Origin of the sequence: uncultured Ralstonia sp. (genome assembly GCA_913056305.1) — a bacterium.
GTDB lineage: Bacteria > Pseudomonadota > Gammaproteobacteria > Burkholderiales > Burkholderiaceae > Ralstonia.
Window position 1 is genome coordinate 1 of the sequence record CAJXMR010000151.1, and the last position, 11,653, is coordinate 11,653.

Annotated in this window: 11 protein-coding genes; 6 read left to right on the forward strand and 5 right to left on the reverse strand. The window is 66.6% G+C overall.

The genetic code is table 11. The features are described from left to right. The 3 genes from QZ609_RS19140 to truB form a co-directional block, all read left to right on the forward strand. A partial coding sequence (locus QZ609_RS19140; protein ID WP_295498102.1) for an EF-Tu/IF-2/RF-3 family GTPase occupies window positions 1–362 on the forward strand: 362 nt, incomplete at its 5' end. A 126-nt stretch (window positions 363–488) separates the two neighbouring features. Further along, entirely contained in the window at window positions 489–860 is a 372-nt protein-coding gene (rbfA, locus tag QZ609_RS19145; protein ID WP_295498105.1) for a 30S ribosome-binding factor RbfA, read from the forward strand. A gap of 2 nt (window positions 861–862) precedes the next feature. Continuing rightward, window positions 863–1,807 carry a tRNA pseudouridine(55) synthase TruB gene (gene truB / locus QZ609_RS19150; RefSeq protein WP_295498107.1) on the forward strand — a complete coding sequence of 315 codons (945 nt, stop codon included), beginning with the start codon at window positions 863–865 and terminating at the stop codon, window positions 1,805–1,807. A 30-nt stretch (window positions 1,808–1,837) separates the two neighbouring features. Here truB and QZ609_RS19155 read toward each other — a convergent pair whose 3' ends face one another. After that, complete coding sequence (locus QZ609_RS19155; protein ID WP_295498109.1) at window positions 1,838–2,602, reverse strand: glucose 1-dehydrogenase; 765 nt, start codon at window positions 2,600–2,602, stop codon at window positions 1,838–1,840. Window positions 2,603–2,823: 221 nt separating this feature from the next. Here QZ609_RS19155 and QZ609_RS19160 point away from each other — a divergent pair, with 221 nt between their 5' ends. The 3 genes from QZ609_RS19160 to QZ609_RS19170 all read left to right on the forward strand — a co-directional run bounded on the left by QZ609_RS19160 (window position 2,824) and on the right by QZ609_RS19170 (window position 6,522). Further along, window positions 2,824–3,357, forward strand: a complete 534-nt coding sequence (locus QZ609_RS19160; protein ID WP_295498113.1) for a sugar dehydrogenase complex small subunit — start codon at window positions 2,824–2,826, stop codon at window positions 3,355–3,357. Window positions 3,358–3,418: 61 nt separating this feature from the next. Continuing rightward, entirely contained in the window at window positions 3,419–5,080 is a 1,662-nt protein-coding gene (locus QZ609_RS19165) for a GMC family oxidoreductase (protein ID WP_295498115.1), read from the forward strand. Between the two features lie 11 nt (window positions 5,081–5,091). After that, a complete protein-coding gene (locus QZ609_RS19170; RefSeq protein ID WP_295498117.1) occupies window positions 5,092–6,522 on the forward strand; it encodes a cytochrome c in 1,431 nt (476 codons plus the stop codon). Window positions 6,523–6,597: 75 nt separating this feature from the next. Here the strand turns inward: QZ609_RS19170 and QZ609_RS19175 are convergent, their stop codons facing one another. The 4 genes from QZ609_RS19175 to QZ609_RS19190 form a co-directional block, all read right to left on the reverse strand. Then, window positions 6,598–8,154 (reverse strand): DHA2 family efflux MFS transporter permease subunit, encoded by a 1,557-nt coding sequence (locus QZ609_RS19175; RefSeq protein ID WP_295498120.1) that lies wholly within the window; start codon window positions 8,152–8,154, stop codon window positions 6,598–6,600. 3 nt (window positions 8,155–8,157) lie between these two features. Continuing rightward, the gene (locus QZ609_RS19180; protein ID WP_295498123.1) at window positions 8,158–9,444 is read right to left on the reverse strand and encodes an HlyD family secretion protein; all 1,287 of its coding nucleotides are present in this window, start codon (window positions 9,442–9,444) and stop codon (window positions 8,158–8,160) included. 46 nt (window positions 9,445–9,490) lie between these two features. Next, entirely contained in the window at window positions 9,491–11,038 is a 1,548-nt protein-coding gene (locus QZ609_RS19185) for an AdeC/AdeK/OprM family multidrug efflux complex outer membrane factor (protein ID WP_295498127.1), read from the reverse strand. A gap of 64 nt (window positions 11,039–11,102) precedes the next feature. After that, window positions 11,103–11,552 (reverse strand): MarR family transcriptional regulator, encoded by a 450-nt coding sequence (locus QZ609_RS19190; RefSeq protein WP_295498130.1) that lies wholly within the window; start codon window positions 11,550–11,552, stop codon window positions 11,103–11,105. Window positions 11,553–11,653 lie beyond the last annotated feature (101 nt).

Consider the following 11,653-nt stretch of genomic DNA (forward strand, 5'->3'; position numbering starts at 1 on the left):
TCATCTATGACGCTGTGGATGAGGTGAAGGCGGCGATGTCGGGCATGCTGTCGCCGGAGAAGCGCGAAGAGACCACGGGTACCGTCGAGGTGCGCCAGGTCTTCCACGTGCCGAAGGTTGGCGCGGTGGCGGGTTGTATGGTGCTGGACGGCATCGTCAAGCGGAACTCGCTGGTGCGCGTGCTGCGCGAGAACGTGGTCATCTTCTCGGGCGAGCTGGATTCGCTCAAGCGCTTCAAGGACGACGTGAAGGAAGTGAAGCAGGGCTTCGAATGCGGCCTGTCGATCAAGAACTTCAACGACGTCAAGGAAGGCGATCACCTGGAGATCTACGAGATCACCGAGGTGGCGCGTACGCTGTAATGCGGTAGCCGGACGCTGCGGTGTCCGGCTTGCTTTTGCGACGGTGGCCCGGGCGCGTCCCGCGCCACCGTTTTGTCTTTTGGGCGCAGGCGCATGCCGCGCGCCCGTTGTATCGAGGAACACACTATGCCGAAGAAAGCGGGATCGGCCTCGGGCCGCAACCTGCGCATCGCCGACCAGATCCAGCGCGATCTGGCCGAGCTGATCCAGCGCGAAATCAAGAACCCGGCGATGGGACTGGTGACGGTGCAATCCGTAGCGCTTACGCCCGACTATGCGCACGCCAAGATCTACTTCACCGTGCTGGGCGCCGAGCCGGAAGCCGCCGCCGCCATCCTGAACGAGAAGGCCGGCTACCTGCACTCGCTGCTGTTCAAGCGCCTGCATATCCACACCGTGCCGACGCTGCATTTCCACTTTGACGGCTCGCTCGAGCGTGGCATCGAAATGTCGCGCCTGATCGACGAAGCCAACGCCACGCGCGCCAAAGACGACTGACGATGGCCGAGCAACGCCCGCCCCAACCGGCAAAACCGCCGCGTCGTGACGTGCATGGCGTGCTGCTGCTGGACAAGCCGATCGGCTGGTCGAGCAATGACGCGCTGATCCGCGCCAAGCGCCTGCTGTGGGCCAAGAAGGCCGGGCATACCGGCACGCTCGATCCACTGGCGACGGGGCTGTTGCCGCTGTGCTTTGGCGAGGCGACCAAGTTTTCGCAGGATTTGCTCGACGCCGACAAGACGTATGAGACGGTTGTGCGCCTCGGCATCAAGACCAGTACGGCGGATGCGGAAGGCGAGGTGCTGAGTGAGCGGCCGGTGTCGGTCACGCCCGCGCAGCTTCAGGCTGCGATCGAACGCTTCGTCGGCGAGATCGACCAGGTGCCGCCGATGCACTCGGCGCTGAAGAAGGACGGCAAGCCGTTGTACGAATACGCGCGCGCCGGACAGACGGTGGAACGCGCCGCGCGTCGCGTGACGATTCACGCCATCGATGTGCTGGCAACCGATCTGGAGTCGGTGGCCCCCACTGTCACGCTGCGCGTGGCATGCAGCAAGGGCACCTACATCCGCACGCTGGGCGAGGACATCGGCGAGGCGTTGGGCTGCGGCGCGCATCTGGTCGCGCTGCGCCGTACGCAGGTGGGCAATCTGACGCTCGATGGCGCGGTGATGCTCGATTCGCTGGAGGCGACGCCTGAGGTCGAACGCGGTGCCATGCTTGCCCCGGTTGACGCGCTGCTGCAGACCTTGCCGCGCGTGGAGCTGGACGCCGAAGAGAGTCGCCGCTTCCTGCATGGCCAGCGCTTGCCGCTGCAACTGGCTTTGCCGAACGCCGATCAGGTGCGCGTCTACGGCGTGCGCGGCGATGCGGCGGCGTCGCTGCTCGGCGTGGCGGCCTGGCAGAGTGGCGTGCTGCGGCCCGAGCGGCTCGTGCATCTCTGAGCGCGTGTTGCAAGCATACCGGCGGCGACCTTACCCCTGCACCGCGTAGCCGCCGTCGACCGGAATGGCTACGCCCGTCACGAAATCTGATGCGCGGCTGGCCAGGAACACGGCGGTGCCGGCCAAGTCTGCCGGCGTGCCCCAGCGGCCAGCCGGGGTGCGCCGTTTGACGCCAGCCTCAAGCTCGGGGAATGTCTCGCGAGCGGTGTGCGTCAGCTCGCTGTCGATCCACCCTGGCAAGATCGCATTGACCTGGATGTGTTGCGGGGCCCATTCCACCGCCAACGCCTGCGTCAACTGAACGATGGCCCCCTTGCTGGCAGCGTAGGGCGCCGCATAGGTGGCCCCAAAGATCGACATCATCGAGCCGATGTTGATGATTTTGCCGCCGCCCACTTTCAAGAGTTCCGGATAGACCGCCTGCGCGCAATAGAAAGCGCCGCTTGTGTTGCTGTTCATCACGCGCTGCCAGTCTTCCGGTGTGCAATCGTGTGCCAGTTTTCGGACAGTCATGCCGGCGTTGTTGACGAGAATGTCCACGCGACCGAACTGTGCTGCCGCCGCTTGCACGAGTGCACGACAGGCGGTGGGATCGGTCACGTCGGCTTGAACAAAGCACGCCTGCAATCCCATCTTCTGTAGTTGCCCGGCAGCGGCTTGGCCTTTGTCATGGTTGCGTCCAGCCAGGACGACCGCAGCGCCGGCCCGCGCAAGGCCGGTGGCGATGCCCAATCCAATGCCGCCGTTACCGCCGGTGATGATGGCGACGCGATCGCACAGGTCAAATGCATGCATGGTGTGCTCCGGTTAAGGCGCCCACCATAGCAAGCAGGCGGTGCGCCCTCCACAGCGGCAATCGTACGAATTGATCGCCGCCGAGCGGGGCGCGCACCGGCACCAGTTTCAACGCTTTTTCCATCAGATGTTGCGATCGTCTAAATCGCAGCACTTTATAGTCGGCGACCCCACAAGAAGAACGGGATACGCGTATCCCGGACTGGATGGAGTCTGCCCCCGTGACACCCACCTCCCTGCCTGCGGCGGATGCCGCATCGCCGTCGTTCGCCACGTCCCGCCGCACCTTCCTGCTGCGTGCGGTGTCGACAGCCGCGCTGGCTGTCATGGCGCCCGCATCCATGCATGCCGCCATCGCGCAAGACACGTATGACGACGATTTCATGCGGGTCTCGCATGTGGCCGTGGACGGCCCGCTCGATGTACTGACCGGGCGCGCACTGCATGCCGCCCTCCAGCGCGCCGATGCAGCGTTTGACGGCCATCTGCGTGAGCTGGCACACCGCATCGGCACGCTGCCCCCGACGACGGTCGAGTCGTTGGCGCAGGCGCTGGATGCCAGCGGGGAGCAGGCGCTGCGCAAGACGCTCAACCAGATCGTGTCCGCCTGGTACCTCGGCATCGTCGGGGCCCGGACCTTCGCCTATGCCGGCGCGCTGATGTACCGGTCGACCGCCGATGTCCTGAGCCCGCCGAGCTACGTCCACGGCGGGCCGCTGCACTGGGTGTCGTTCGAGCCACCGCACCGCAGCTGAACGGCAGCTGAAGGGACACGCGCGCCCAACATCCGACCCGAAGCCTCCTGAACCCAACCCCATGAGCGACAAACAACTCTCCGCCGACGTGGTGATCGTCGGCGCCGGCGTGGCCGGCAGCCTGTCGGCGCTGGAACTTGCCCGTGCCGGCCTGTCGGTGCTGGTGCTCGACGCCGGCCCGCGCGTAACGCGTGGCGAGATCGTCGAGAACTTCCGCAATGCCCCCGCCACCACGCGTGCGCTGACCACGCCGTATCCGCCCAAGCCCTGGGCGCTGGCGCCGTTCAACGGCGTGGATGGCGCGAGCCTGGACTACCTGCAGGTCGATGGCCCCGACGGCGACGCCTACCAGACCGACTACCTGCGGCTGGTCGGCGGCACGACGTGGCACTGGGCAGGCTGCGCGTGGCGCCACCTGCCCAACGATTTCCGCCTGCACTCGCGCTATGGCGTGGGCCGTGACTGGCCGATCAGCTATGACGACCTCGAGCCGTACTACTACCGCGCCGAGCTGGAGATGGGCGTGTGCGGTCCGGACCCATCGCGCGGTGCGGAGGACCTCGGCTCGCCGCGCAAGCAGCCGTATCCGATGGAGAAGATGCCGTGGACGTATCCGAGCAAGGTGCTGGCAGACGTCGTCGCCCGGCACACCGACTACCGCGTCGTGCATGAACCCGAGGCACGCAACACGCGCCCCTACGATGGCCGGCCCACGTGCGCGGGCAACAACAACTGCATGCCGATCTGCCCGATTGGCGCGATGTACAACGCCATGGAGAGCGTCATCAAGGCCGAGAAGGCTGGGGCGCGCGTCATGGAAAATTCCGTTGTCTACCGGATCGAAACCGATGCGGCCAACCAGAAGGTCGTCGCCGTGCATTTCTATGATCCGGACAAGCGCTCGACCCGCGTGACGGGCAAGGTGTTCATCCTGGCCGCGCACAACATCGAAAGCGTCAAGCTGATGCTGATGTCCAAGGACGACAAGAACCCCAACGGCATCGCCAACAAGACCGACCAAGTCGGCCGCTGCATGATGGAACATGCCGGCACCGAGGTGCAGTTCATCAGCCGTGAACCGGTGTGGATGGGGCAGGGGCCGCAGCACAACTGCGCCATCGACAGCCTGCGCGACGGCCCGTGGCGCACTGAGATGGCCGCCGCCATCACCCGCATCGACGATTCCAACCTGACCCCCGCGGTGGCCCAGCAGGCGCTGGCCTCGGGGCTGGTCGGCAAGAAGCTCGATGCCGCGATTCGCCATGGCGTGGCGCACAAGCTGGAGCTGTCAACCCACCATGCCGTGCTGCCCAACCCGCAGAACCGCCTGACGCTGTCCGACAAGCGCGACATGCTGGGGATCCCATACCCGAAGGTCTGGTACAGCATCGACGAATACACGCGCAAGAGCGCGCGCCGCACGCTACAGATGTATGAAGCGATCTTCAAGGGCATGGGCGCGACCGAGATCACGTACATCCCCGACGCCAAGGACCCGCTCAAGTTTGCCGCGCAGGATCACCCGATGGGCGGCGCGCTGATGGGGGAAGACCCGAACACGTCGGTGGTCGACAAGGATTGCCGCTCGCACGAGCAGGACAACCTGTACGTGGCGTCGAGCGCGGTGTTCGTCAACACCGGTACGGCCAATCCGACGCTGACCATCGCGGCACTTGCGCTGCGCGTGGCCGACACCGTCAAGGCACAACTGGCGCGCGGATGAGGGGGGCGATCATGGCTTTCACGACACGTCTTTCATCCGTCCTGCGCGGCCTGCTGCTGGTGGCCGTGGCGGGCGCCGCATCGGCGGCCGAACCAGCATCATCCCAGGCGGATCTGGTTGCGCGCGGCCGCTACCTGGCGACGGCGGCCGATTGCGTCGCCTGCCACACCGCACCCGGTGGTCGGCCGATGGCGGGCGGCCTGCCGATCGACTCGCCGTTCGGCAAGATCTTCTCCAGCAATATCACGCCGTCCAGGACGCATGGCATCGGCAACTACTCCGAGGCGGAGTTTGCCCGCGCAGTGCGCGAGGGTGTCAATGCGCGCGGGGCGCACCTGTACCCGGCGATGCCGTATACGGCCTACGCGGGCGTCGCCGATGGCGACATCCAGGCGCTGTACGCCTACTTCATGCATGGCGTCGCGCCCGTCGACACCGCGCCGCCGGCCACGCAACTTGCATTTCCGTTCAGCCAGCGCTGGCTGATGTTCGGCTGGAACCTGCTGTTTCTCGACAGGCAGCGCTTCGAGGCGTCGGCAGACAAGAGCCCGCAATGGAATCGCGGCAAGTATCTCGTCAACACCGTCGGGCACTGTGGCGCCTGCCATTCGCCGCGCAACGTGCTGATGGCGGAGAAGCAGGGCTTGGCCTTGTCGGGCGGGCAGGTAGGCCCCTGGCGCGCGCCGAACATCACCTCGGACCCGATCAGCGGCGTCGGCGGCTGGTCGGTGCAGGAGCTTGCGCAGTACCTGCGCACCGGTGCAGTGGCGGGTAAAGGGCAAGCTGCGGGCGGCATGGCCGAGGCCATCCAGGACAGCCTGCAGCACCTGAGCGCGGAAGACCTCACCGCGATCGCCGTCTACCTGAAGGATTCGCCGCCGGTGCGCAATGCTGCGGACACGCAGGCCGCTTTCTCGTTTGGCGGGCACGCCACCGGCTACGAAGCCGGGCTGCGCGCCGTCAACACCGGCATCGGCTACCAGCAGCCGGGGCTGGGCTACGCGCAGCTCACGACTGGCGCCCAACTCTACAGCGCGAACTGCGCGAGCTGCCACCAGACCACCGGCCGCGGCACGCCGGACGATGCCTTCCCGAGCCTGGCCCACAACTCCACGCTCGGCCGCGACAATGCCGACAACCTGGTGATGGTGATCCTGCAAGGGCTCCACCTCACCAGCGGCGATGCGGCGAGGCTGATGCCGGGCTTTGGCGATGCGCTGACCGATGCCCAGGTGGCCGAGTTGGCGACGTTCGTCATGCACCAGTACGGCAATCCCGCCGTAACGGTGGATGCCGCGCACGTCAAGGAACTGCGCGCGGGCGGTCCGGACAGCGGTGCGCCGCTGCGCCGCTTGATGGAGTGGGGGACGCTCGGCGCCATCATGGTGGTGGCGTGGCTAGTCGCCTGGGCCGTGCGCTGCCGCAGGCGACGCCGGTCGTGACCTCCTGCCGAGACCTCGCATAGCAAAAAGGGCCACGCAGCGCTGCGTGGCCCTTTTGCAATCTACGTGGTGGCTTCAGTGCGCGCCAGCCGCCGCCTCCGCGCCGCCCGCCGACTTGGCCGGCTTGGTCAGCCAGATGAAGACGATCAGCCCGATGAACAGTACCGACGAAATCCAGAAGATATCGTTGGCGCCGAGCATCGCGGCCTGCTGTGAGATCACACGTTCGATCGCGCCATTGGCCTGCAGGTTGGGCATGCCCATCTGCGTGTATTGCGAAACCGATGCGCTGTAGGCGGGGTTGTATGTGTTGGCGTGTTCGACCAGCTGCGCATGGTGCAGCGCCGAGCGGTTGTCCCACACCGTGGTCGAGATCGACGTACCGATGCCACCGAACATGATCCGCACGAAGTTCGACAGACCCGATGCCGCCGGAATCCGCTCGGGCGGCAGGCCCGACAGGATGATCGTCGTCAGCGGGATGAAGAACATCGCCATGGCCGCGCCCTGGATGAGTGTGGGGAGCATCAGCGTCCAGGTGTCGACCTGGGTGGTGAAGTGCGAGCGCATCCAGAACACCAGCGCGAAGACCATGAACGCCGCCGTCGCCACCCAGCGCGGGTCCATCTTCGGCAGGTTCTTGCCGATGATGGGTGAGAGCAGGATGGCGAAGATGCCCACCGGCGCCATGATCAGCCCGGCATCGGTGGCGGTATAGCCGACGATGGTCTGCAGCCACAGCGGCAGGATGACGAGGTTGCCGAAGAACAGCCCGTACGCCACCGAGATGGCGACCACCCCAGCGCTGAAGTTGCGCCCCTTGAATAGCGTCAGGTCCACCACCGGGTGTTCTTCAGTCAACTCCCATACCAGGAAGAACGCGAGGCCGACCACGGCCAACACGGCCAGCGTGATGATCTCCCCCGAGCTGAACCAGTCCAACTCCTTGCCACGGTCCAGCATCAGCTGCAACGAGCCGACCCACAGCACCAGCAAGGCCAGGCCGATGCGGTCGATGGGCAGCGCGCGCGTTGGCGTCTCACGCTCGCGATAGATGCTCCAGGTTGCGTAAGCCGCCCCCAGCCCGATCGGGATGTTGATGTAGAAGATCCACGGCCAGGTCATGTTGTCCGAGATCCAGCCGCCAAAGATCGGCCCCATGACGGGGGCGACCAGCGTGGTCATGCCCCATAGCGCCAGCGCCATCGAACTCTTGGCGGGCGGGTAGGTGGAAAGCAGCAACGACTGCGACAGCGGGATCATCGGCCCCGCCACCATGCCCTGGAAAACCCGGGCCGCGAGCAGCGTCGCCATGTTGGGCGCCATGCCGCACGCCCACGACGCCAGCACGAACAGCAGCACCGACGTGACGAACAGGCGCACTTGCCCGAAGCGTTGCGTCAGCCAGCCGGTGAGCGGCACCGAGATGGCGTTGGCCACGGCAAACGAGGTGATGACCCACGTGCCCTGGTTCGGCGCCACGCCCAGGTCGCCCGAAATGGCCGGGATCGACACGTTGGCAATGGACGTATCCAGCACGTTCATAAAGGTGGCCAGCGACAGCGCCACCGTACCGATCACCAGTTTGGCGCCGGTCAGGGGCTGCGGCGGGCGGGGCGCGGCGGTTGCCATGCGTTAGACCTTGGGTGCGGGTTGCGAGGCGCGCGCGGCGGAAGCGGGGGCCACCACGCCACCGGCACCCGGTGTGTTGGCGGCACCGCGGCCGGCGTTGTTGTTGATGATGCTGGCGATGACCTGATCGGCTTCCTTGCCGGCCTGGTCGTACACCGAGGTTTCCAGCGGCGACGCAGCCGGCGTGGAGGCCAGGCTCTGGCCGCCTTCGTCATGGATGTCGACCTTGGCTTCCATCGACAGGCCCACGCGCAGCGGATGCTGCTGCAGCTCCTTCGGGTCGAGCGACACGCGCACCGGCAGGCGTTGCACCACCTTGATCCAGTTGCCCGTGGCGTTCTGCGCCGGCAGCAGCGAGAACGCCGAGCCCGTACCGGCCGAGAAACCGACCACCTTGCCGTGATACGTCACGCTGCTGCCGTACACGTCGGCCACCAGCTCGACCGGCTGGCCCACGCGCATATGGCGCACCTGCACTTCCTTGAAGTTGGCGTCGACCCACAGTTGATCCAGCGGCACGATCGCCATCAGCGGCGTGCCCGGGGCGACGCGCTGGCCGACCTGCACCGAGCGCTTGGCGACGTAGCCCGTCACCGAGGCCGGCAGGCTGGTACGCGCATAGCCCAGGTAGGCTTCACGCACCTTGGCGGCGGCCTGCAGCACGTTCGGGTGGCGTTCCAGCGTGGTCTGCTCGGTCAGCACGCGGTTGCCTTGCAGTTGTTCCTTGGCGGTATCGACAGCGGCCTGGGCGGCTTGCAGCGCGGTCTGCGCGTGTGAGATTTCTTCCTGCGACACGGCGCCCGTGCCGGCGATCTGCTTGCGGCGGGCGAGGTCGTCCTTCGCCTTGGCGAGATCGGACTCACGCGCGGCCAGTGACGAGGTGAAGGCGCTGGTGTTCGAGTACAGCGTGCGCACCTGGCGCACCGTCTGCGCGAGCGCGGCTTCGGCCTGCTCCAGCGAGACGCGCGCATCGGCGCGGTCCAGTTCGATCAGCGGCTGGCCGGCGGTGACGAGCTGCGTGTCGTCGGCGCGGATGGCCACCACGGTGCCGGCGACTTGCGGCGTCACCTGGACCACGTTGCCTTGCACGTACGCGTCGTCGGTCGACTCGAACCAGCGGCCATACAGACCCCAGTAGAGGCCGTAGCCGACACCGGCCACCACCAGGGCGGCGGCCAGCGTGGTCAGCATGCGCTTGCGCTTGCCGTTGCCATTGCCGTTCGGGGCGGCCGCAGGAGCTGCCGGCGCGGGGGCAGCGGACGGAGCGGCTTGGGACTTGTTGTCACTCATGATGTTGGCTCGAAAGAATGCGTTGGAACGGTCGGTTCAATTCAAATCAGCTGTGCGACGGTGCTTGTAGGGAAGCCTCGCCAGTCGTCGTTTGTGCGGGCTTGGCGCCGGGCAGCTCTTCTGCCGTGTAGCCGCCGCCGAGCGCCTTGATCAGCGCCATCTGCGCGTCCAGGCGGCGTGCCTGCAGGTCGGTGGCGAGCTTGCGCTGTTGCAGCACGGTGGTCTCGGCATTGAGCACGGTGAGCTGCGTGCCCAGGCCCGCGCCGTAGCGCGTGCGAGCCAGGCTGTAGGCGCGTTCGGCTTCGGTCAGGGCGGTGCGCTGGATGGTGACTTGCGTATCGATGCTGCGCAGCGTGGTCGCCTGGTCGGCGGTGTCGTGCAGTGCTTCGGTCAGCGTCTGGTTGTAGCTGGCGACCGCCGCGTCGTAGCCGGCGTACTTGCCGCGCAGGTTGGCGCGCAGCTTGCCGCCCTGGAAGATCGGCAGCTTCAGCGCCGGGCCGATGCCGAGCTGGCGCGAATTGCCCAGCAGCAGGTTTTCCGGCGCGATCGAGGCCAGGCCCAGGAAGGCGGTCAGGCTGATGTCGGGCAGGAATTGCGCCTTGGCCACGTCGATGTCCTTCGACGCGGCTTCAACGCGCCAGCGCGCCGCCACGAGATCCGGGCGGCGGCCGATCAGGTCGATGGTCAGGTTGCTCGGCAGCTTGGGCGTCGCTTGCGCCAGCAGCGTCGGGCGCGCGATGGACAGGCCGCGGTCCGGGCCCTTTCCTAGCAGTGCGGCCAGCTGGTTGCGTGCCAGCGCGATCTGCTCGTCCACCTGCTCCAGCTCGGTCTGCGCGGCGGCCACGTTGGCGCGCGCCTGCGTGGTCTCGACTTGCGTATCCAGCCCGGCGCGCAGGCGCTGGCCAGAGAGCGCGGTCAGATCCTTGCGCTGAGCGATGGTGCGCTCGGCCACGTCGCGTTGTGCGTAGAGTGCGGCCAGCTTGGCGTAGGTGCGTGCCACCGAGGTTGACAGCATCAGCCTCGCGGCCTGGCTTTCGGCTTCCATCGCCTTGTCGTCGGACAGCGCGGCTTCCAGCGCGGAGCGGTTCTTGCCCCAGAAGTCCAGGTCGTAGCTCACGCCCAGCTGGATCTTCGATTCGGTGAACCAGTTGCCGCCCAGCGGCGTGCCTTCGAATAGGTCATACGACGACAGGCGCTGGCGCGTCGTTTCCGCCTCCAGCCCGACGCTCGGATACAGGTCGCCGCGCGCCACGTCCGCCATTGCACGGGAGGCTCGCACGCGGGCAAAGGCAACTTGCAGGTTCGGGTTGTCGTGGATGGCCTCATCCACCAGCGCACGCAGTTGGCTGTCGTTGAACTGATCGACCCAGTTCATCGACGGCCACTGGCCACCCTGCGACGGCAGCGTTTGCGCGCTGGCCAGGTGCTCGGGCGAGGTCAGCGTCTGCGTGCTGTGCGAATTGCCGAGGCTGGCGCAGCCTGCCAGCACGGCCACCGTGATGGCGGAGAGCGCCACGGCCAGGCGCGCCGGCCATTGCGTCTGCGCGCGGCCGCGGGAGCCAAGTGCCTGGGGGGCGGAGTTCGAGGCGTTCATGTTGTTTGAGGTGTCAGGCGATCGGGAGGAGCGAAAACGTTGGAGCGGTTCTGGTGGTTCGGCGTCAGTGGTCGGCAGGGCGCAAGCGGCTGCCTTCGGTAGCGGCGCCGTTGTCGAGCACGCGCTGCAACAAACCGCGCAGCATCTGGACTTCGGTCGGCGAGAAGCCGGCGAAGAAACGGTTCAGCACATGTGTATAGATTGCCGGCATGCGATCGGCCAGCGCGCGGCCGGCTTCGGTCAGCTCCAGATGCACGACGCGCCGGTCGGATTCGCTGCGCACGCGCTCGATCAGGCCGCGCTTTTCCATGCGGCTGAGCATGCGGGTGAGCGAGCCGATGTCGGTGTTCAGCTCGCGGCCGAGATCGGTCGCGGTCTGGCAGCGGCCGTTGGCGAGCAGCACCAGGCAACTGGCCTGGGAGTGCGTCACGTCCATCTGCGCGACTTCCTGCTCGATCGCCATGGACAGCGCCGTCTTGGCGCGCCCGACGAGGTAGCCCACGCTTTCGCACATGCGGTAGTCCTCCACCCGGAACAACGCTCCGGCTGCGGCAACTTCAGTGGCGGGTCTTGTCTGTTCGGACATCTTATGTATGCACAATCATTGTCCGGACA

Coding starts and splice junctions, on each gene's coding strand:
- rbfA (WP_295498105.1), top strand. CDS start 489: ATGCCGAAGAAAGCGGGATCGGCCTCGGGCCGCAACCTGCGCATCGCC.
- truB (WP_295498107.1), top strand. CDS start 863: ATGGCCGAGCAACGCCCGCCCCAACCGGCAAAACCGCCGCGTCGTGAC.
- QZ609_RS19155 (WP_295498109.1), bottom strand. CDS start 2,602: ATGCATGCATTTGACCTGTGCGATCGCGTCGCCATCATCACCGGCGGT.
- QZ609_RS19165 (WP_295498115.1), top strand. CDS start 3,419: ATGAGCGACAAACAACTCTCCGCCGACGTGGTGATCGTCGGCGCCGGC.
- QZ609_RS19170 (WP_295498117.1), top strand. CDS start 5,092: ATGGCTTTCACGACACGTCTTTCATCCGTCCTGCGCGGCCTGCTGCTG.
- QZ609_RS19175 (WP_295498120.1), bottom strand. CDS start 8,154: ATGGCAACCGCCGCGCCCCGCCCGCCGCAGCCCCTGACCGGCGCCAAA.
- QZ609_RS19180 (WP_295498123.1), bottom strand. CDS start 9,444: ATGAGTGACAACAAGTCCCAAGCCGCTCCGTCCGCTGCCCCCGCGCCG.
- QZ609_RS19185 (WP_295498127.1), bottom strand. CDS start 11,038: ATGAACGCCTCGAACTCCGCCCCCCAGGCACTTGGCTCCCGCGGCCGC.
- QZ609_RS19190 (WP_295498130.1), bottom strand. CDS start 11,552: ATGTGCGAAAGCGTGGGCTACCTCGTCGGGCGCGCCAAGACGGCGCTG.